The 21,509-nt window shown below is 53.0% G+C and carries 18 protein-coding genes; 6 read left to right on the top strand and 12 right to left on the bottom strand.

Going from position 1 to position 21,509, the window contains the following annotated elements; all coding sequences use genetic code 11:
• Nucleotides 1-3 precede the first annotated feature (3 nt).
• Together EBA_RS07410 and EBA_RS07405 are read right to left on the bottom strand one after the other, a co-directional pair.
• Nucleotides 4-1,248, bottom strand: a complete 1,245-nt coding sequence (locus tag EBA_RS07410) for a hypothetical protein (RefSeq protein ID WP_192374051.1) — start codon at nucleotides 1,246-1,248, stop codon at nucleotides 4-6.
• Between the two features lie 15 nt (nucleotides 1,249-1,263).
• Nucleotides 1,264-2,814, bottom strand: coding sequence for an MBOAT family O-acyltransferase (locus EBA_RS07405; RefSeq protein WP_192374050.1), 1,551 nt, complete (start codon nucleotides 2,812-2,814; stop codon nucleotides 1,264-1,266).
• A gap of 350 nt (nucleotides 2,815-3,164) precedes the next feature.
• Between EBA_RS07405 and lexA the strand changes: the two genes are divergently transcribed.
• Genes lexA through EBA_RS07385 form a run of 4 tightly spaced genes read left to right on the top strand, consistent with a single transcriptional unit; the run spans nucleotide 3,165 to nucleotide 8,972 of the window.
• On the top strand, nucleotides 3,165-3,776 hold the full coding sequence (gene lexA / locus EBA_RS07400; RefSeq protein ID WP_192374049.1) for a transcriptional repressor LexA: 612 nt from the start codon (nucleotides 3,165-3,167) through the stop codon (nucleotides 3,774-3,776).
• Complete coding sequence (gene imuA / locus EBA_RS07395; protein ID WP_192374048.1) at nucleotides 3,773-4,387, top strand: translesion DNA synthesis-associated protein ImuA; 615 nt, start codon at nucleotides 3,773-3,775, stop codon at nucleotides 4,385-4,387. The genes lexA and imuA overlap by 4 nt, the downstream gene beginning before the upstream one ends.
• A 6-nt stretch (nucleotides 4,388-4,393) precedes the next feature.
• Nucleotides 4,394-5,884, top strand: coding sequence for a Y-family DNA polymerase (locus tag EBA_RS07390; protein WP_192374047.1), 1,491 nt, complete (start codon nucleotides 4,394-4,396; stop codon nucleotides 5,882-5,884).
• Complete coding sequence (locus tag EBA_RS07385) at nucleotides 5,868-8,972, top strand: error-prone DNA polymerase (protein WP_192374046.1); 3,105 nt, start codon at nucleotides 5,868-5,870, stop codon at nucleotides 8,970-8,972. The genes EBA_RS07390 and EBA_RS07385 overlap by 17 nt, the downstream gene beginning before the upstream one ends.
• A 169-nt stretch (nucleotides 8,973-9,141) precedes the next feature.
• Here EBA_RS07385 and EBA_RS07380 read toward each other — a convergent pair whose 3' ends face one another.
• On the bottom strand, nucleotides 9,142-10,704 hold the full coding sequence (locus EBA_RS07380; protein WP_192374045.1) for an amidohydrolase family protein: 1,563 nt from the start codon (nucleotides 10,702-10,704) through the stop codon (nucleotides 9,142-9,144).
• 668 nt (nucleotides 10,705-11,372) lie between these two features.
• Between EBA_RS07380 and EBA_RS07375 the strand changes: the two genes are divergently transcribed.
• Nucleotides 11,373-11,684 (top strand): hypothetical protein, encoded by a 312-nt coding sequence (locus EBA_RS07375; protein WP_192374044.1) that lies wholly within the window; start codon nucleotides 11,373-11,375, stop codon nucleotides 11,682-11,684.
• 94 nt (nucleotides 11,685-11,778) lie between these two features.
• On the opposite strand, the gene rluB is transcribed toward EBA_RS07375, so the two are convergent.
• The 9 genes from rluB to EBA_RS07330 form a co-directional block, all read right to left on the bottom strand.
• The gene (gene rluB / locus EBA_RS07370; protein ID WP_192377203.1) at nucleotides 11,779-12,618 is read right to left on the bottom strand and encodes a 23S rRNA pseudouridine(2605) synthase RluB; all 840 of its coding nucleotides are present in this window, start codon (nucleotides 12,616-12,618) and stop codon (nucleotides 11,779-11,781) included.
• Nucleotides 12,524-13,321 carry an SMC-Scp complex subunit ScpB gene (scpB, locus tag EBA_RS07365; protein ID WP_324615342.1) on the bottom strand — a complete coding sequence of 266 codons (798 nt, stop codon included), beginning with the start codon at nucleotides 13,319-13,321 and terminating at the stop codon, nucleotides 12,524-12,526. Before scpB ends, rluB begins: the two co-directional genes overlap by 95 nt.
• Before the next feature lie 310 nt (nucleotides 13,322-13,631).
• Nucleotides 13,632-14,456: a segregation and condensation protein A gene (locus EBA_RS07360; RefSeq protein ID WP_192374043.1), complete on the bottom strand. Its 825-nt coding sequence runs from the start codon at nucleotides 14,454-14,456 to the stop codon at nucleotides 13,632-13,634.
• A gap of 2 nt (nucleotides 14,457-14,458) precedes the next feature.
• A complete protein-coding gene (locus tag EBA_RS07355; RefSeq protein ID WP_192374042.1) occupies nucleotides 14,459-15,112 on the bottom strand; it encodes a site-2 protease family protein in 654 nt (217 codons plus the stop codon).
• Nucleotides 15,113-15,119: 7 nt separating this feature from the next.
• Entirely contained in the window at nucleotides 15,120-15,740 is a 621-nt protein-coding gene (locus EBA_RS07350; RefSeq protein ID WP_192374041.1) for an L-threonylcarbamoyladenylate synthase, read from the bottom strand.
• A gap of 100 nt (nucleotides 15,741-15,840) precedes the next feature.
• Nucleotides 15,841-16,527 carry a tRNA (adenosine(37)-N6)-threonylcarbamoyltransferase complex dimerization subunit type 1 TsaB gene (gene tsaB / locus EBA_RS07345; protein WP_192374040.1) on the bottom strand — a complete coding sequence of 229 codons (687 nt, stop codon included), beginning with the start codon at nucleotides 16,525-16,527 and terminating at the stop codon, nucleotides 15,841-15,843.
• Nucleotides 16,524-18,482, bottom strand: a complete 1,959-nt coding sequence (locus EBA_RS07340) for an ATP-dependent DNA helicase (RefSeq protein WP_267874688.1) — start codon at nucleotides 18,480-18,482, stop codon at nucleotides 16,524-16,526. Before EBA_RS07340 ends, tsaB begins: the two co-directional genes overlap by 4 nt.
• The gene (locus EBA_RS07335) at nucleotides 18,482-19,204 is read right to left on the bottom strand and encodes a tetratricopeptide repeat protein (protein WP_192374039.1); all 723 of its coding nucleotides are present in this window, start codon (nucleotides 19,202-19,204) and stop codon (nucleotides 18,482-18,484) included. Before EBA_RS07335 ends, EBA_RS07340 begins: the two co-directional genes overlap by 1 nt.
• Nucleotides 19,205-19,230: 26 nt before the next feature.
• Nucleotides 19,231-19,770 carry a hypothetical protein gene (locus tag EBA_RS07330; protein WP_192374038.1) on the bottom strand — a complete coding sequence of 180 codons (540 nt, stop codon included), beginning with the start codon at nucleotides 19,768-19,770 and terminating at the stop codon, nucleotides 19,231-19,233.
• Nucleotides 19,771-20,093: 323 nt separating this feature from the next.
• Here EBA_RS07330 and EBA_RS07325 point away from each other — a divergent pair, with 323 nt between their 5' ends.
• Entirely contained in the window at nucleotides 20,094-21,506 is a 1,413-nt protein-coding gene (locus EBA_RS07325; protein WP_192374037.1) for a PhoH family protein, read from the top strand.
• Nucleotides 21,507-21,509: the final 3 nt, after the last annotated feature.

Genomic DNA, 21,509 nt, shown 5'->3' with positions numbered 1-21,509 from the left:
CGACTAAAATCCCGTTACCGTGTTGGCGTTATTTGCACTATTTTGTGTTTCGTTAACTATCGATTGGATTTTCGCCATGTCTATCGGATGACCCGCCGCATAGATATCCTGTAACCCGCGTAGCTTAGTCAGATGAATTTCTAGTCCGCCATTATCCAACCTTGCACCGAAGTCTGCGAACGCCGCGTCGGTAGGCGGTTTCTCTCCGAGCACTCTATCCAAAATCAAGTCTCCAAGGACTTGCTTGTAATGGGCTGGCTCCCAAAACCAATGCATTAACTCACCTTGCTTGGTCGGTACTGGTTCTAACGACGGACCGTAGCTACCGCTGAAATCCCATATAGGGTAAGGCTGCTGATTTGCCCAACTTGCTTCTTGGGCGTTAATCTCAACCATTTGATATTTCATGGTTTCAAAACGCGACCATAAATCCGATAGCAAAAGTGTTTGCCATTGCCAGGCATGTGCCGGATGAATGATTAGCTTTAGTTCCACATTTTGTGTATGCGCCTCTCTCAATAACAGCCGGAATTCGTCCAGACTTTTCTGAAAACCCGTCGAGTTTTGGCGCATTTCCTTAAACTGTCCCACATAGGTACGCGTGTAGAAATCGAAGGTTTTGACATGGTCAAATTCGTCCGTCAAGGGTAGCCAAAAGCCGTTTGTCGCCAGAGTATCTTTGACCCAGGATTGCTTGCGAATTGTAGTCAAACTGGCTTGCAATGCCGATACCGAAATCAGAGACGAAGCCATATCGGGTAGCCGTGCAGAAAATAAGTTGAATTGTTTTTCCCCATTCTCGTCGACCGCCAGACGCATATCGGAAAAAGCACCACTGGTGTCGGTTTCCGGATGAAATACCCGAAGATCCAAGGTCAGGATAACAAGCTTTTGCGGATTGATGGCTTGCGCATGTTGAAAGCCACGGCGTAGCTGATACATGCTTGCCGATGGCAGGGCCATGTTGTAACAATTTAAATTTGCCAGCAGGGGATGATTTGGAGACAAACCGCGTCCGGCTCGGGATGTACCAAGAAAGACACAATTCGGTCTCAGATTTTCGACGCGGTAGACATGCGTTAAGCGCAAGTGGCTGGCGTAATCTGGTTTATTGGCATTGAAATGGGGAATGGCAGGCGCATTAAAAATACTGAATGGATTCACAAACCAGTTAAAGCCGGCGACCAGCAATAGCAAGCCGATCACACAACTGCTCCAGCACCGTAAATAATTGTTTGCCTGTTTCATAATGGCTATCCCGCTTTAGAACTGGAAGTACAAAAACTCGCTGATTTGCGTCAGGCCAAGCAAAGACCAAACCGTCGCCACGCTGATCAAGCAGGCCCAACGTAAAGTAGGTAACCAGATGCCGGAGGGATACGATGCGGTATTTTCCTTGCAACCACATGGGGCAAAGTAGAAGCGCCCCATGATTTCCTGGGTGTTGGGGGAGCAAAAAGTAATGCCGGCTATAACGGTTAGCGTTGACAGCAATACCATTTCCGCACTAACGGTAATACCTGTGATGCCAACCCAACGTCCCAGCGATGACTGCATCACTAAATCCGCATAAAATGGTGACAGTCGAAAATTCGACGGGGAAAACAAGCTATCCAGGATGCGATGGGCGGACGCAACATCGTTGGAGCGAAAATAGACCCAGCCTACTAACACCGCCAAGAATGTCAGTATATTGGAGAGGCTACGACCCAGTCGACTGGATGAGTTTAGATCGTGCCCTAACTGCTGGCGTAGAGCACGCCATCCGTGATTGATGATTAAAAACAAACCATGCAGCGCGCCCCAGATGATGAAGGTCCAACCTGCACCATGCCAGAGGCCGCCAAGCAACATTGTAATCAATAAATTTGAGTATCTGCGGATGGAGCCTTTTTTATTGCCGCCGAGCGAAATGTATAAATAGTCACGTAAAAAGCGAGAAAGCGTCATGTGCCAGCGGCGCCAGAAATCAATGATATTGACGGCTTTGTAGGGTGAGTTGAAATTCAATGGTAAGCGTACGCCCATCATCAAAGCCAAACCAATCGCCATGTCCGAGTAGCCGGAAAAGTCGAAATACAATTGAAATGTATATGACAAAGCCCCACCCCAGGCATCCAATGCCAAAATCGGTTGGCCTTTGGCTGCGGCCGCAAATATCGGTGAACCAAGACTGGCGATGCTGTCGGCAATGATGACTTTTTTGAACAAGCCCAGCACGAAGTAACTCAATCCTGAGGAGAAATTCAGGGCATCAAAATGAAAAATGCTCTTTTGTCCAAACTGCGGCATCATTTCCTTGTGATGTAATACGGGACCAGCAATCAAGTGCGGGAAATAAGTAACAAACAAGGCGTAATGCAAAAAATTGTATTCTCGCGCCTCGCCTCGATAGGCATCTACCAGGAAGGCAATTTGAGTAAATGTAAAAAAGGAAATACCCAAGGGCAGAATTATGTCGGCATGGACATAACCGACTCCCAATACGACATTGAGATTCTCCAGAAAGAAATTCGCGTACTTGTAATAACCCAATACCGCCAAATTCACCACCACGGCAAACACGAACGTGCGATAGCGAGTGCTAGTTTGGCGGCGTTCATCGCCAAGTATGGTTCCTATTGAGTAGTTAAACAAAATTGACGCAACAATCAGCCCAAGGTAGGCAGGGTTCCACCACCCGTAAAAAAACAGCGAGGCCGCCACCATCCAACTGATGGCCACTCGGCGCCCTGCATACCGCCCTAGGATAAAAAATATCAGTAGCGTTACCGGCAAAAAAGCCAGGATAAACGTGTAAGAGTTGAAAAGCATAAAATCGGCCTGTAGTTTGCTGCTGACGCTAGTTTACTGGATACATCGTTACCTATAAAACCATACTAAAGAGTGCAAGGCATACATCACTAACGCTTCGAAGTACTCTGGCATAAAAATACGCCTGACCATTTTTCTATCTCATATAACAACTCATTGTTTTAGCAAGGAATACTCGTAACCCCTAAAACGTAGTTTGCTATATCCTCGCGCAATCGATAAATACAGGCTGTCGCCAATTTATGATGTGGCCGCTATGTTTAAGGCTGCTTTTAATCTCTTTTTCATTTCTTGCACATCTTCAGCAGTCAAATTATACTGCTAATAAAAGCAGTAATCATAAAAACAGCATGAAACCACTTACCGACCGCCAACAAGACATTCTGAACTTCATCGAGCGCAGCCTGGTGCAGGACGGCTTTCCGCCGACTATCGCCGAAATTGCCGCGGCCTTTGGTGTGCGCTCCACCAACAGTATTCGTGGCCATTTGCAGGCCCTGGCGCGCAAAGGTGCCATCGAGCTGGTACCGGCCGCATCGCGCGGCATTCGTTTACTGAAACCCACGCCCAATCCGGATCAAGGCCTGCCGCTGATTGGTCGAGTGGCGGCGGGCCAGCCGATTCTGGCCGAAGAACATATCGAAGGCTATTGCCGCCTGGGCCCGGAATTGTTCGATCACCGCGCCGATTACCTACTCAGGGTACAAGGCTTGAGCATGCGCAACGCCGGCATTCTGGATGGCGATTTACTAGCCGTGCAACGCACCCCGGAAGCACGTAACGGCCAGATCGTGGTCGCCCGGATACACGACGAAGCCACCGTGAAGCGCTTACGACTGGAGGGAAGCAAAGCCTTTCTGGAACCCGCCAACCCGGATTTCGCAGCAATAGAAGTAGACTTGCAACGCGAAGCTTTGGTCATCGAGGGCGTGGTGGTCGGCGTCATTCGTAGCGGATTATGAGCACCGGCGCCCTGGAGCACATCCTGCGTTCCCAAGCCGGGGTCTGGCGCGGATTACATGCGGATAACCAAAGCTGGCCGGTCATCGCCACCGGCTTTCCCGCACTGGATGCCTTGCTACCCGGTGGCGGCTGGCCGCTGGGCGGCGTGCTGGAAATCTTATCGACTTGTCTGGGTGTTGGTGAATTAAAGCTGTTGCTGCCGGCCATGGCCTACCTGACCCAAGCCAAACGCTGGATAGCCTGGGTCGCGCCGCCACAGCAAGTTTATGCCCCGGCCTTGGCGCAGGCTGGCATCGATTTAGCCTATGTGCTGATTGTGGACTGCCCACATGAGGCCGACATACCCTGGAGTCTGGAAAAATTATTGCGTAGCGGCCGCTGCGGTATGACGCTGACTTGGCCGCGCCGACTCAGCGATCATCAGATCCGCCGTTTACAACTGGCCGCCGAGGCCGGCTCCGCGTTGGCGGTATTATTTCCAAAACAACGCAACGGCGCCGGTTACACGGCATTGCGTTTGGAAGTCCGGCCGACGGAGACTGGTCTGGCCTTACACATCCTCAAAGCGCGCGGCAGTTTGCAACGCGCATCTATAATCCTGCCGTTATAAACCCGCATGGCCGCAACCGCCAGGGCACTATCGCCAACACTAACCAACCGAGTCGACGCTACCAGCAAACTCAAGCCGGCCAATAGCCAACTGTGGATCTGCGTCTACTTTCCTGATTTAGCGTTGGCAGCCCTGCAGTTGGATTTATCTCAGGCCGTCGCCTGCTCGACACTGAACAAAGGCCAGCTTCGCTTACATGCCGTTTCTAAAACCGCGCAACAAGCTGGCGTCGAACCAGGCATGCCGCCCGCCGCCGCACTGGCTTTATGCCCCGGCTTGATCATTGATAAGCGCGAGCCGCTGGCCGAACGTCAGGCATTAGATGAATTAGCCGATATTGCCTTAAATTTCAGCCCGTGGGTCAGTCTGGGTCAGCAGGATTGCTTGTTACTGGAAGTCCGCGCCTGCCTGAGCTTGTTTGGCGGCGTGGAAAACTTGCGAGATAAACTCAGAACAGCATTACAAACCGATAGGCATCGTCCAATAATGGTCATCAGCCCATCACCGACAGCCAGTGTGTTGTTGGCAAGACTTGGCCTGGAAATCATCGTCACCGAGCGCTCGGCTTTACGCTCGGTGCTGGGCCCCTTACCCATCGCCGCCCTGGCGCTGGACGATAAAAGCTTACGCCGCCTAGCACGCACCGGCCTGCGCCAGCTGATCGACCTGTGGCGTTTGCCGCGCGACGGCCTAGCCAAGCGGTATGGCGCTGGCTTACTACAACAGCTGGACAGACTTGTCGGCCAGCAAACTCAAGTGTTACAAGCCTGTCATCGGCCGCCACGCTTCCACGCCAGCCGGGAAATGCCCATCGAACTAGAGCGTATCGAACACTTCTTTCCAGCCATCACCCAACTGGCCGCCGAGTTTGCGGTATTTTTAAAAGTACGTGACGCCACCGCCTTAGGTATCACACTGGAGCTGCACCATCACAGCAGTCCGGCCACGCGACTGGCAGTGGAATTTCGTGCCGGCAGCCGCGACCCCAAACACTGGTGCAGCTTGCTGCACGAAAAACTGGAACGCTCGCCATTATCGGCGCCGGTGCTGGCCGTCAGCCTGCTTAGTCAAGCCATCATCCCGTTTCAACCGGAAGGCTTCAGCTTATTCGCGGATAACGCGTCAGCGGACAGCGCCAGCGAATGGCAAGCTGTTTTGGATCAATTGCAAGCTCGCTTGGGACATCAGGCCTTGCAGTTTCCGGGAACCCGAGCCGATCATCGCCCGGAAAGAGCCGTGACCAACGCCCCTGCCCCTTTGCACTCTACCGCTGGCTTAGCGCCGCGACCATTGTGGCTGCTGCCGGTTCCGGATCCGCTGCGGCTAGTGGATATTCGTCTGCTATCGGCAGCGGAACGCGTCGAATCCGGCTGGTGGGACAACCAACCGATGCGCCGCGACTACCACATTGCCCAGGATAGGCTTGGCCGCAAACTCTGGGTTTATCGCAACTTAAACGCCAAACAACAGTGGTTTGTGCATGGCTTGTTCGGCTGATACCAAGGCGCTGCACCTCGACTTTGCCGAGCTGCATTGTCTGTCCAACTTTAGCTTTTTACGGGGTGCGTCGCACCCGGAAGAGCTGGTCGAAGAAGCTGCCCGCCTGGGTTATCTAGCCCTGGCGTTGACCGACGAATGCTCGCTGGCCGGGGTGGTGCGGGCGCATCTGGCCGCTCGCAAACATGCTATCAAACTGATCATCGGCAGCGAATTGGTGTTGCAAGACGGCCTGAAACTGGTGCTACTGGCAACCGAGCGTAACAGCTACGGCAACCTGTCCGCACTGATCACCCTGGCCCGCCGCCAAGCTGACAAAGGGAGCTACCGGTTAAGCAGAGCCGATCTGGCTGCGCACTTTCCGCAGGCTTGCTTAGCCATTTGGTTAGCAAGCTATCCGCCTTGCGAAGCCGACGGCCGCTGGTTAAAACAATTATTTGCCAATGATCTGTGGCTGGGTTGCGGCCGGTTTTTATCGGGGCAAGACCAGATGCTGATGGCACATGTCGAAAGCATCGGCCAAAGCCTGGGCATTCCCGTCGTTGCCTGCAATGACGTACACATGCATCGCCGCTCCCGCCAGGCCTTGCAAGATACCTTAACCGCGATTCGCCTCGGGCAGCCGCTGGCGCAACTGGGTTACAGCTTGTTCGCCAATGGCGAGCGGCATTTACGTCCCCTGCCCCGCTTGGCAGAACTTTATCCGCCGGAATGGTTACAACAATCGCAGCTTATCGCCGAACGCTGCCGTTTCTCCCTGGACGAATTACGCTACGAATATCCGCGTGAACTGACCCCAAGCGGGCATACGCCAAGCAGTTGGCTGCGACACTTGACCGAAGCCGGCGCGCTTCGGCGCTGGCCGCAAGGTGTACCGGATAAAGTCCATCGGCAAATCGAGCATGAACTGGCGTTGATTGCCGAATTAATCTACGAACCTTACTTTCTGACTGTGCACGACATCGTCAGATACGCTCGCGAGCAAGGCATACTGTGTCAAGGCCGCGGTTCGGCGGCCAATTCGGCAGTCTGTTATTGCCTGGGGATTACCGAGGTCGACCCCAGTCGAATGAATCTATTGTTTGAACGTTTCCTGTCGCGCGAGCGTAACGAGGCGCCGGATATTGATGTGGATTTCGAACACGAACGCCGCGAGCAAGTGATTCAATACATTTATCAAAAATACGGCCGGCATCGTGCGGCACTGGCCGCGACAGTCATTACCTACCGCACCCGCAGCGCGGTACGCGACGTCGGCAAAGCCCTGGGTTTAAATCTGGCGCAAATCGAACGCTTGGCCGATACGGTGGATCGTTGGGACGGCTATAAACTGATGCCGCAAGCGCTAAGGGACTGCGGTTTCGACCCGGACAGCCCAACGCTGCAACGCCTGACCGTGTTGGTCGAGCAAATCCAAGGCTTTCCGCGCCATCTATCGCAGCATGTCGGCGGTTTTGTGATTGCGCGCGACGAATTATCCCGGCTGGTACCGGTGGAAAACGCCGCGATGGTCGACCGCACCGTGATTCAATGGGAAAAAGACGATCTGGAAGCCATGGGCTTGCTGAAGGTCGATGTGTTGGCGCTGGGCATGCTCAGTGCGATTCGTAAAACATTCGCATATCTTGGTCAATACACTGGCCGTTCCTGGGCTCTGGCCGACATTCCCGCCGAAGACCCAGCGGTTTACGCCATGTTGCAACAAGCCGATAGCATAGGCGTGTTTCAAGTCGAATCGCGGGCGCAAATGACCATGTTGCCGCGCCTGAAACCGGCCAATTATTACGACTTGGTGATCGAAATCGCCATCGTCCGCCCCGGCCCGATCCAGGGCGAAATGGTGCATCCCTATCTGGCCCGGCGCAAGGGCTTGGAGCCGGTTGATTACCCGAGCCCGGAAGTTAAAACTGTATTGGAACGCACCTTGGGCATTCCGATTTTTCAGGAACAAGTGATGCAACTGGCTATGGTGGCGGCCGGTTTCACTGCCGGCGAGGCAGATGAGTTGCGCCGTGCCATGGCGGCCTGGAAGCGCAAGGGCGGGCTGGAGCCATTTGAACGGAAACTGCTGGACGGCATGCGGGCGCGCGGCTACAGCGCCGAATTTGCCCAGCGGATATTTCAGCAAATCAAAGGCTTTGGCGATTACGGTTTTCCGGAATCGCATTCCGCCAGCTTTGCCTTGCTGGCTTATGTCTCGGCCTGGTTGAAACGTCATCATCCGGCGGCATTTTGCTGTGCCTTATTAAACAGTCAGCCGATGGGCTTTTACGGCCCATCGCAACTGGTACAGGATGCGCGTCGGCATGGGGTTGAGGTGCGTCCGGTGGATGTGCAGAGCAGTTTGTGTCAATGCTCGTTGGAGTTTCCGGCAAACACCGCGCCAGCCTTGCGCTTGGGTTTTAATCAAATCAAGGGTTTATCGGCAACAGCCGCGACCAAAATTGTCCAAGCTCGTGGTAAACAAGCCTTTGCCAATGTAAGCGATCTGTCTATGCGCGCTGATCTGTCCAGGCAGGATTTGGAACACTTGGCGACAGCGGATGCCTTGAGAAGCCTGGCCGGCAACCGGCATCGCGCCTTTTGGGCGGCAGGCGGTGTGGAAGCAGCCACGCCAGTATTTGGGGTGGCGGAGATCGCCGAAGCCACCCCACTACTAAAAGCACCCAAACCGGGCCAGGAGGTATTAGCGGATTATGCCAGCACCCGGCTCAGCTTGCGCGAGCATCCGCTGGGCCTGCTAAGGGAACGCTTGCGCCGCCGCGGCGTTACGACTGCAGCATCCTTATGGCAACGCCGTAATGGCAGCATCGCCCAGGTCGCCGGTCTGGTGATCTGCCGGCAACGGCCGATGACGGCTGCCGGCGTGACTTTTGTGACACTGGAAGATGAAACCGGCCAAGTCAATCTGGTGGTCTGGCCGGCTACAGCGTTAGCGCAGCGTAAACCGCTATTAAAAGCCCGATTGTTGTCTGTCACCGGCACCATTCAACAGGAAGATGGCGTACTGCATCTGGTCGCTGGCAAGCTGGAGGACTGGAGTAACTGGATCGGCGATTTGGAGAGTCAATCCAGGGATTTTCATTGAAATGTTGACGCCCCCAAGACCGCACAGCTGTTAAGTTAAGCCGTTCGTGGTGAGCCTGTCGAACCATGAACGGCTTAACCATCCGCCCTTCGACAAGTTCAAAACGAACGGTTAAACCTTAACTTAACGGCATTGCCCAAGACCGTAACGCCAATTGCGCGCCTCAGGGCTATTCTTCAAGTTCAAGCTGTTTGGCTATTTGTGCTTCGAAGCCGGCAAAGCGCTTATCCAATTCCCGCCGTGCATCAGCTTTTTCCTGGTCATGCAAAAAAGCGTAATCGATACTGTTATAAACCACAGCCTTCAATTCCTCGTAAGTAGGCTTGTAACGACTGGTAAATAACAGATATTCGTTGCTTAGATTGTTACGCGACACGCCGGCATCATCGGTGGAAATCACATAAGGCACGTTATAGCGCCGATATAACTGCAAGGGATGAGCCTCGTATTCCACTCCCAAAATAAAAGCATTGCTGGTCAGATTGATCTCGACCGCCACGCCGCCGGTTTTCATCTGCTCCAGCAATTGGTAGGCATCGGCTTCATGCACAATGTCCACCGCGTGCCCAATACGCCGCGCCCCGGCAATATTTAGCGCTTCGTTGATATGGCTCTTCAAGCCTTCCGGCGGCACCATGCCCAACACCAACTCACCGGCATGCAAAGACAGCTTGGTTTCGGGAAAGCGCTGCCGCAAAAACCTTAGCATTTTCATATGTAGGCTATAGTCGCGCATCGCGATATAACCGTTTTCCGGCCCCACCAAATTAACGCCAACAATCAACGCCGATTGCTGCGCGGCGGCGAAAGCGGCGTACAAACCGGAAAACACCTTGGCCGGAGCGCTGTTGCGCGACACATAGGTCTGAAAGCGCAGCGTAAAATGGCTGTCGTTGATACCGGCCGCCGCCTGTGCATGGGAGCGGGCATACTCCTCGACGACGGCTTTGGCTGCCGGATCGCTTGCAAGAAAATCGAAATAAGCCTGAAAAGCCGCCTCCATGTCCCGGTCGGAGCTGTCGGCATTTAGGGCGTTGAGTGTTTTTGCCAGCGACGGGTTATCGACGGCCGGCGCGCTTTTCAGCATGGTCTCCAAATACAACACGTTTTCGGCTATGGCCCGTTCTTTAAGCGCCTGCAAACCTGCTTGATAGGAATAGTCGGACACCGAACCGAAGAAACCGAAGGTGTCGAAAAACTGTTGATCCGGCGGGGATTGTTCGTGAAAGTGGTTGGCAAAATCTTTATCCGACCAGCGTTTCAGCAGATCGCGGTAGAAAGCCGAATATTTTTTTTGGGTCCGCAGATCGCCCGCACTAATACACCCGCCTGACTTCCAATTTTTGACAACCTCGTATTTCGCCGCCGACTCCAGGCCACCTTTGGTGCCGCCTTGGCAGGCATTGTCCAAGCAAATACAAAAATGGCTTTTATCCACCCAATCCAGATAAGTCTCGACATACAGCGCACCCGAATAGTGGTGGTGAAGATCGCCGCCCTTGGGCAGTTGATTGGTAAACAGGGTCAATTCGGCGATGCTGGGCATGGCGCCGGAAATCAGCTCGTGATAGTAATTTTGCGTTGCCAGATAATTCAAATCCGGCTCAGATTGGACAACAAGGCCTTCGCCGGGCGCCTGCGCCAAATCGGCATGATTGGCACACCCGGAAACCAGGAAAGCAGCCGCCAGAAAGGTAAACCTTAGGGTTGAGCTAATCCGCCAAATTGCCATTATTCTATCCGCCCCGGTATAAAACCCTGATTGAATTGGAACAAACATCGAAAGTCGGCCCATGGTAAGCCATCTATATTTCCGAAGGCTAGCTAATTGCTTTGATGGGAGTTTTATTGGCGAGGGAAGCGCGCAGGCTGAGCATAAACCTCACACTCGTTTATTCAGCTGCTAATTGCCGCGTGGGCACAAAAATCGTGCCCACCCTACGCCCGATATAAATTTGGTGACCGTTTTTGCCCCGTTTGCCGCGCCGAGCACCGAAGCTTTCGCCGGGACTAGCCCGTTAGGGGCGATGCAAGGATGCATCGCGTTGCCGAAGGGCAGGAAGCCCCTTCGGCAACCCCCGGCGAAAGCTTCGGAGCGCAGGATAAAAGCGGCATTCGGGTGTCTTTTCTTTTGGTTACTTTTCTTTGGACAAGTAAAGAAAAGTAACCCGCCCGCCGGTGCGGGAACCGGCATTCAATTGAGTTTCGCGGTAGCGAGTCGTTGTATATGCAATCGAAATTCCGCGTGAGCGCGAAATCGTGCCCACCCTAAGTCTGTCATTTAAAATGTAGGTGCGATTAGCTTGCGTAATCGCACATTTCGTAGTCAACATTCCTCCGATTACGCTATCGCCAATCGGAGCTACACTGAATACCCAATGATTTTTTTAGGAGTTGATGATGGAAGAAATAGACCTTGTTTCAGAAATATTCTCAGAAATGGATAAATGGGGAGGAGTACCTTCAGTAGATACTTTCGCTGAAAAAATGATTATGAAACTTCCTGACTTATCACCGGCTGATATTAAAAACGCGACTGCAACCGCAACACAGCTTCAGATGCTTGTACGTAAAAGCAATGCTTTCTACAGCGAACCATATGCCACGATTCACGAGAAAATAAGCAATTATTTGCGGGAAAATTTACCGGGTTTGTCCGAGCATGCTTACTTTCTGGCCAAAAACCGAATTATGTACATGTATATAAAGTAGACCTGTCTGCTATGACAACTTCTAGTCGGCAGAACCTTGGTTCCCCGATGATCGGCAGCTTGCTACGGTGGGCAATTTGCCCACCCAACAAAAACTACAACCCCACAAATTCCATCAAAGTCGCCAATTCCTTAGCCTCCAACTCATAAAACGAATGCGCCCTGACCCGCTCCGGCAAGGTCACATCGCCGTAACGCACCCGAATCAGGCGGCTGACTTTGACGCCTTGCGATTCCCACAAACGCCGCACCAATCGGTTACGCCCCTGCTTCACCGTGGCATAAAACCATTTATTTGCCCCTTCCCCGGCGTAGAAGCTAACATCTTCGAAATGCGCCGGGCCGTCTTCCAGTTCCACACCCTGCTTCAGGCGTGCCAGCATCGCGTCGTCGACTTCGCCCAAGATCCGCACGGCATATTCGCGCTCGACTTCCTGGGACGGGTGCATCAAGCGGTTGGCCAATTCACCGTTATTGGTGACTAAAATCATACCGGAGGTATTGATATCCAGGCGACCTACCGCAATCCAGCGGCCCACTTGCAGGCGCGGCAGTTGGGTAAAGATCACCGGGCGGCCTTCGGGGTCGCGGCGGGTCACCAGTTCACCGACCGGCTTGTGATAGACCAGTACTCTAGTCGGTTGCTCGGCATATTTTTCCCATTTCACCACCCGGCCGTTGATCTGCAAATGATCGTCGGGTTTTAAGTGGTAACCCGGCTGCACCGGATTGCCGTTAACTGTGAGTTTGCCTTCCTCGATCCAGCGCTCGATTTCCCGCCGGGAACCCACACCGGCCCGCGCCAGCAATTTCTGGATGCGTTCGCCGCCGGCTGGCGCGTTAGTGGAGGGTGAGGTTTTCGGCGCCGGGGCCGGCTTCGGTCTGGGTGTCGAACTCGGTTTCCGAGACTGCGGTTTCTGGGTCCGTTTGTCCAGTGGGGCTGATGGGTTGTTCGGTCTCGGCGGTTTGCGGTCTTTCACTGTGGTCCTGCTCAGGTTGCGGTTGAGGCGAATTGCCGAAATCGAAATTGACGATTTCTTCCAGCGTCGGTAATTCGCTCAATGAAGTTAAATTGAAATAATCCAGAAATTGTTTGGTGGTGCCGAACAAGGCCGGCCGGCCGGGCACTTCCTTATGGGCGATAACGCGAATCCACTCGCGCTCCAGCATGGTTTGAATGATGGAACTGCTGACGCCGACCCCGCGAATATCCTCGATTTCGCCGCGCGTCACCGGTTGACGATAGGCGATGATAGCCAGGGTTTCTAAAAGCGCGCGCGAATAACGAGCCGGTTTTTCCTCAAACAAGCGCGTCACCCAGGGCGACAAGCCTTCTCTTACCTGAAACCGGTAACCGCTAGCTAATTGCCTGAGTCCGATTGGACGGTCAGCGTAGTCGCGGGCAATATCTTCCAAGGCCATCTGCACGGTCAAGGTATCGGGCTGCTCCAGTTCCGGAAAGACTTCCTGAATCTGTTTAATAGTCATCGGGCGATTGGCGGCAAATAGTATGGCTTCTACGATGCGCTTGGTGTTCATATCGCACTCTTTAATTATGTCAGGCAGTAGCCGATGGCGCTCGACCACGATGGGTTCGTAAGTGCTGGCCCGAATAATGTCGGCCCAACGCTGAGGCAAGCGAGCGGCGCCTCTACACCGGCTAACGGCCATAGCCCTGGGCGCGACTGGCTGCCAGCTACTGCGCCAAACCGGCAACAAACGCGCTGTTCGTCGACGTGGTTTTGGCAAAATAACGGCTTCACGTCGTTCAGGGATCTGAAAAACCGGAACACGCGGTTCGCTAGCCCAGACAGCCGGCAAACGCACGGCTCGCCGCTTGACTGGCACAAATATCGTAACCGGCTCGGGTTTAATGCGCAGCTTGCGCGGCGCCCTGGGTTTGGCTGCGGGAATAACAACATCGGCGACGGTTTCGGCTAGCGCTGACTCAGTCCCCAGTGCCGCTATCGACGCGGACTCTAACTTCGATTCCGGCGTAGGGTTCGGACTGGAAGATGTCGATGATGCGTTCCTTGGAGAGCTCAAGGATGGCAAGAAACGCGACAACCACTCCGTTTTTTCCTTCACTTCGGGCAAAACATGCTGGGAAAGGGAGGTGGTTATCCGATTGGTTAAGTTTTTCCAAAATGGCTGCCATTCGTTCACGGACTGATAGGGGTTCTTTGGTTATTTGATGGTGAGAAAGCCTCTCGGCACGCTTCAATATGTCCTGAAAAGCCAGCAAGAGCTCCTTAAGCTCCACATCCGGCAGAATTTGCTGTACATCCACGCTCGAGGTGTCGACGCCGAATTCAAAGGTATCGCGCTCGTTTCTGGGCAGCAGATCGATTTCTTCCGCCACTTTTTTGATCGCTTCGTATTCCTGCAATTTGCGAATCAAAAAAGCTCTGGGGTCCTCTTCTTCCTCTTCGCTTTCCGGTTGTCTGGGTAGCAGCATCCGCGATTTGATCTCGGCCAGCAGCGCGGCCATCACCAGATATTCGGCGGCCAGTTCCAGACGCATATTTTCCATCATGTCGATGTAGGCAATATATTGCCGGGTGATCTGGGCGATGGGGATATCGAGAATATCCAGATTCTGCCGGCGAATCAAATACAACAACAAATCCAGCGGCCCTTCGAACGCATCCAGAAACACTTCCAGCGCATCCGGCGGAATGTAGAGATCGTCCGGTAAGTCTTGATACGGCTGGCCCTGCACCAACGCCAATGGCGGCAACGCGGCTTCGACCGGCAATGCTACTTCGCTCAAAACTACATGCCCGCCAAGCTAAAAAACCACTGTTGAGCGTAGTACATCGGATAGGCCAGGATATATTGCAACACGTCGGTCGCCAACAAAATCAGCAGAAAAATAAAGCCAAAACGTTCCAAACGATTGTATTGCCAAGCCCAGTAATCCGGTAATACACCCGACAAAATCCGGCTACCGTCCAGAGGCGGTATCGGCAACAGATTGATCAAAGCCAATACCAAATTGATGCTGATCCCCGCTACCCCACTGTATATCAACGGAAAGGAGATATACTCGATTTCCAGCATCACGCCGATTCTAGCCAGCAAAGCCCAGGCCGTAGCCATCAACAAGTTGGAGACTGGGCCAGCCAGCGCCACCATCGCCATGGCTTGACGCGGTTTCTTAAACGCTCTGGGATCGACCGGCACCGGCTTGGCCCAACCGAACACAAAGCCGGTAAAGGTCAGCAATAACAAGCCGGGAATGATGAGCGTACCAAGAATATCAATATGTTTCAGTGGGTTAAGCGTCAAACGACCTTGATCGGCGGCGGTGTTATCGCCTAACTTCTTGGCCACCCAACCGTGCGCTACTTCGTGACCGGTAATTGCGAAAACCACCGGCAAAATCCACACTACGATCCTTTGTATCAGGCTTAATTCGTCCATCATGGCTTTTTCACTCCAACATCGGCGCAATACCGATACCTTGTCGGACAATTTCAATCGACTTATCGCCGCAAGCGATGACGGTAGTAGGTTGGTACTCGATAACCCCAGCATCAATGACCAAGGCCAGTTCTTTTTCCAGCCGTTTTCTGATTTCGTAAGGATCGGCCAACGGCTCGCTATCGCCGGGCATCATCAACGTAGATGTCAACAAAGGTTCACCGAGCTGTTCGACCAAGGCCTGGGCAACCGGATGTTCGGTAATCCTCACCCCTATGGTTTTCTTTTTCGGATGCTGCAAACGCCGCGGCACTTCCCGCGTGGCGTCCAGTAAAAAAGTAAACGGGCCGGGCGTGAGTTTTTTAATCAAGCGATGCGCTTCGTTGCCCATTTTGGTAAAGGTGGAGACCTGCGAAAGATCAGTACACAACAAGGTAAAGTTATGATTATCGTCGAGCCGGCGGAGGCTGCGGATTTGATCCATCGCCGCTTTATCGCCTATTTGGCAACCCAGCGCGTAGGAAGCTTCCGTTGGGTAGACGATTACGCCGCCTTCGCGCAGGATATTGACCGCTTGTTGAATCAAGCGCGGCTGCGGGTTCTTCGGATGAATTTCGAAATATTGCGCCATTGGCTAAGAATATCGGCTTAGGTAAAACGGCATTGTACCTTAGAAGGGCTCAAAAACGTCGCGAGGCAGTTTCAGCAGCGGGTTAACGCCACAAATCTTGCTATCTTTCCGATTGCTTTTTCGCGACTTTATCGCGTAGATAAACCGGCATGGCCTGCTCGACCGCCACGGCCAAGCCGTTGGCAAATCCATAAGCGCCCAACTGGGCAATACAAGCGGCACGCGGCCAAACATCTACCTCGACACCCTGCACGCGCGCACCTAAACGTTGGCTCAACTGGTCCGCATAAACACCCCAACCGGACCCGACACCGAAACCGGCGAGATCGGGAAAGATCACTTCGCCGGCGGGCGTAACGGCTTCCGCACCGATCAGCTCCGCCAAGCCCAATGCATCACGTTGATACGCACCCCAAAAAATCTCATTCATCCGCGCATCCATTGCCGTAAAGCTCAGCTCGGCTTCGGCGTGCTGGTTAAAAAAGTCTTGCGCGATTGCCGCCAAGGTCGAAACCGGCACCACCGGCAAATCCGCTCCATAGGCAATACCTTGTACCACGCCGCCGGCAATTCGTACCCCGGTAAACGAACCGGGGCCGCGGCTCAAACCAATCGCATCGAGTTGTTGCGGTTTAAGCTGAGCTTCGGCCATCAATTCATCGATCATCGGCAAAATCAGCTTGGTGTGTTCGCGCGGCGCAACCGCAAATTTTTCGGCAATCTCGCCATTAATGAATAAAGCCGCCGAGCAGGCATCGGTGGAAGTTTCTACTGCCAATAATTTCAACGGTTTTCCTCTATTGCAAAAAACTGTCGCACGTCCTCGATCTCACGACTGCGTTTCATCGCCGGCACGCTATCCAAAAACATCTGACCGTATGAGCGCTTTAACAAGCGGGGATCACAAACCATCAGTACGCCGCGGTCGTTAACATCGCGGATTAAGCGGCCCACACCTTGCCGCAGCATAATGATGGCGCTGGGTAATTGATGCTCGAAAAACGGATTGCGACCCTGCTTTTCCATCGCATTCATGCGTGCTTTCAACACCGGGTCGCCCGGCGAGGCAAACGGCAGTTTATCGATGATGACGCAGGACAAGGCGTCGCCGCGCACGTCCACACCTTCCCAGAAACTGGCGGTTGCCAACAATACCGCGTTGCCCAGTTCCTTGAACTGATCCAACAACACGCCCTTGGAACGCGTACCCTGCACCAATAGCGGATGATCGAGCTTGCCTTCCAGCAATTGCGCCGCGCGTTGTAGGGCGCGGTGACTGGTAAACAGGAAAAATGCCCGGCCCCGGCTGGCTTCCAGCACCGGCAACGCGAAATCGACAATTTTATCGGTAAAATCGGGATCGCTGGGCTGCGGCAAACCTTTGGGATGGTAAAACAAGGCTTGATTCGGATAATCGAACGGGCTATCCCAACTCTGGCTGAGTGCGCCGCTTAAACCCAGATTCTTGGAAAAATGCACAAAGTTATTAGCCACGCTCAGAGTCGCCGAGGTGAAAATCCAGGCAGCTTTGTGCCGGGCCATGAAACCGCGAAATTCCTTGGCAATATCCAGCGGCGTGCGACTGAGCGTGAAAGACTTGCTATAGGTTTCGTACCATTTGATCCACTGTCCATCCTGGTCGTTGATCAGCGTTTCCAGTTGGGCGTCCAGCGCTTCGGCGCGGTCGAAGCAGGATTCCAGGCCTTTACTGCGCACCGAGGCGCGTTCCAATTGGTCGGTTAATCGCGCCAATTGCTTTTGCAAAGATTCCAACGCGCCGGCGATTTTTGGATTGGTCTCGATGTCTACCCAGTCACCGCGCCGCAGTTCCAAGCCAAAAGCCAACCGTAAATCCTTGACTTCGTGTTGCAGGTCTTCGCAGGCCGTGCGCAAGTCCGGCATGTCCTTAGCGTCGGTAAAATATTCGGCCAGACTGTCGTCAGCCAGATCGACCAACTGCTTGCCGCTGATCGTTACGCCCAAAAAATTGGATGCGGTATCGGCCAGTTGATGCGCTTCGTCGATGACCACGACTTCGGCATCAGGCAATAATTCACCGAAGCCGGTTTCGCGGATCGACCAGTCGGCACACAGCAGATGATGATTGACGACGACGATCTCGGCTTCCTGGGCCTGTTTGCGAGCTTTGGTCAAAAAGCAATCTGCGTAATCAGGGCAGTTCTGCCCCAGGCAATTATCGGTGGTGGAGGTAGCGTGAAACCAGACCGGATCGCCGTCATGTACATCGGCCACTTCTGAAACGTCGCCGGCCTTGGTGCGTTTAGACCAAGCCTTGATTTGCGCCAAGGCCGCAGCATCTTCCTGGCTGTAGCCGAACGCGGAATTCAAGGCCTGATCCAGCCGATAAGTGCATAAATAATTCGCGCGGCCCTTTAACAAGCTGGCTTTGAACGGCCGCCTGCTCAGGGCTTTGCGTATCACCGGCAGATCCTTGTTGAACAATTGGTCTTGCAGATTTTTGGTCCCGGTGGAGACGATGACTTTTTTGCCGGACAGAATGGCGGGAATCAGATAGGCAAAGGTTTTGCCGGTGCCGGTGCCGGCCTCGGCAATCAGGTTTTGCTGCGACTCTATGGCATGGGCGATTTTTTCGGCCATCTCGATCTGCGCAGCGCGCGGCGAATAGCCATGGATAACCTCGGCTAAGGTGCCGCCTTCACCAAAAATATCGGCCAATTTCGCGGCGGTGCCGGAAAGCGCCGGTTTGGAACTCTCTGCCACTAGCGACCGAAAAAGCTGTCCGCCTTGGCTTTAGCTTCTTTGGCACCTTGAGAATTTTGCTGCATTTGCCGAGCTTCGGCAATCAGCAACCAACTTTTGCGTTTTAGATCCAGATCGCCACCCGCCAGCAAAGCGGCCTTGCCGGCCAACTCTTCCGCCAATTGCGGTTTATTTTGTTTGATTCTGAGCTGCGCCAACTTATAAGTCAGGGTTGGATTACGTGAATCGATACGCAAGGCCCGCTCCATCACTACCACCGCGGCATCGAGATCGCCGCCATTGCGACTGCGATCAGACTCACTAATTAGAGCAACCACGGCCGGCGGTGTGCCGCTGGGGATGCGTGCGTCTTCAATTACAAACTTTGGTACAGGTGCAGGTGTCGTTGCCACGGCCGCTGGCGCAAGTGCTGCGGGACTGGCTGGCGCAGCTGGCGGTGGAATATCGGCCGGCGGCATCAACGGCTCGGCGCGAAATGTCGGCAAATTAGGTTCATCTTTAAAATTATTGCTAACACCTTCGATCGCATAAGTCGCCGTATCGGGGGTAGATGCCGGTTTTTTTGCGGTGGGCGCAGCTGGCGCTTTATTCGCCGCCGTTCTTTTGGCTGGGGCTTTTTTGGTCGGTACGCTACCGGCAACCGGCGGTTCCGAGCCAGGGTTGCCACACGCCGTTAATATCAGTAACAGAGGGCACAAAATTAACAGAGATTTATTATTCATTTACGATTTAAGTAGCCAAGTAAAAATTAAAACAGTTCGATTTCATCTTCATCGCTATGTTGATTTGCTTGCTGAAACAAGGCCAATGCCTCATCGACACTCTTGCCTTGATGAATGGCATCAAACATAACTTTTTCAGACTCCATAGTGTAATGGTTGCGAATGCTTTCCTGAAACTTATACCATTCGGCGGGATTATATAACTTATGCGGCGTATCGATGATGGTCGACAAGCCCTTCAGATTGTCGGACACGTGTTGCAAACACTGCTGCAAGCGATCATAAAACTGAAACGCCACTATCGCCGAATTAATCCGATGCTGGGCGGCCTCACAATGCTGCAAGGCATTATCACGGCTTCCACTCTGCTGTAAACCGCTTAATATTTCATGAATATTCTTCATATCGTCAACCATACCAGTAAACGAGCAGGCCAAGGCACTGACCGATTCGTCGCCTGCTCGCATGCTACCCTCAACCTGTGCGACCGACACAGTCAATAGCTTGATGGTTTCTCGAATCTGGCTCCAATCCAAGTCGGGCTGATGTGATGGTGAAAATGTCATAAATAGCTATCCTAAAAAAATACCGATACAAAATAAGTTGTCGCGACATATTTGTTCTATTGTAACCGACTATACAAAACGCATGACGACGGGTTAAGTATAGAGAACCTGGAGGGTACTCGATTATTTGGGCAAGTATTTTTAAAAAATACCGGAATTGAAGAAAATATCGTATTGCTCTGCATGAAAACACCAACACTAAGCAGGACACGCTATAAGCTATAGCTCTGTTGACGTTAACTCTGCAGATAGAGTAGAAATACCATCCGCGCAACACCGGATTTCTGTTGAATCCGCCTTTCCACGCTTGTTTTAAGGAACATATGAACATTCAATCCGCCGGCAAAAAATTGTTCGTGTTGGACACCAACGTATTGATGCACGACCCAACGTCCATCTTTCGCTTTCAAGAGCACAATGTTTTCATTCCGATGGTCGTACTGGAAGAGCTAGACCACGCCAAAAAAGGCCTATCCGATGTATCGCGTAACGTCCGCCAAGTCAGCCGTTTCCTTGACGAATTAATCCGCGATGCCGATCAGCAAACCATCAATGCCGGCTTGCCGCTTTCCCGCATCGAGCATGCACCGAATGGTGAACGCGAATTCGACGGCCGTCTGTATTTTCAAACCCGACAGCTGTCGCATCTATTGCCCGCAGACCTGCCCGGACAAATTGCCGATAATTCCATCCTGAGCATAGTGCTGGCCTTGGGCAAGGAATACCCGGATGTGAACGTAATCCTGGTCTCCAAAGACATCAATATGCGCATTAAAGCGGCGGCGCTGCAAATCAGTGCCGAGGATTACCATAACGATCAAACCATTGAAGACATAGACCTGCTCTACAACGGCACGATGGCGCTGGACAGCGACTTTTGGGAAGAGCACGGCGGCAAGATGGAGTCCTGGCAGGAAAACAACAATACCTATTACAGAGTCAACGGCCCTTTGGTGGCGGAATGGTATCCGAACCAATATTTGTATATGGAAGGTGACGACAATTTCGAAGCCATTGTAAAAAGCCGAGTAGGTGAAACGGCGGTACTGCAATTGGCTCGTGATTACCGCACCAAGCACAACAGTATCTGGGGTATTTCCGCAAAAAACCGCGAGCAAAACTTTGCCTTGAATGCCCTGCTCGATCCAAACGTGGATTTTGTCACGCTGATAGGCTCGGCTGGCACCGGCAAAACCCTGTTGGCACTGGCCGCCGGCCTGTCATTAACACTGGAAAGCAAACTCTATCTGGAAATCATCATGACACGGGAGACCATGCCGGTTGGCGAAGACATTGGTTTTTTACCTGGCACAGAAGAAGAAAAAATGGCGCCGTGGATGGGGGCATTGATGGACAACCTGGAATTGTTAGGCAGCCGCTCAGGGACTACCGAATGGGAGCAAGGCGCTTCGCAAAACATGATGATGAATCGGGTAAAAATTCGTTCACTGAACTTTATGCGTGGACGGACTTTTCTAAACCGTTATTTGATTATCGACGAAGCCCAGAATCTGACGCCAAAACAGATGAAGACTTTAATTACCCGTGCGGGACCGGGCACAAAAATCATCTGTATCGGCAACTTGGCACAAATCGATACTCCGTATCTAACCGCCACTAGCTCCGGTTTGACCTATGTGGTTGATCGTTTCAAGTCTTGGCCAAATAGCGCGCATATTACCCTGCGCCGTGGTGAACGTTCGCGCTTGGCGGATTTTGCCTCCGACAACTTATAACCC

The organism is Methylomonas albis (assembly GCF_014850955.1).
Taxonomy (GTDB): Bacteria; Pseudomonadota; Gammaproteobacteria; order Methylococcales; family Methylomonadaceae; genus Methylomonas; species Methylomonas albis.
Note: the sequence above shows the minus strand (reverse complement) of the source record. Positions and strands in the feature narration are given on the sequence as shown.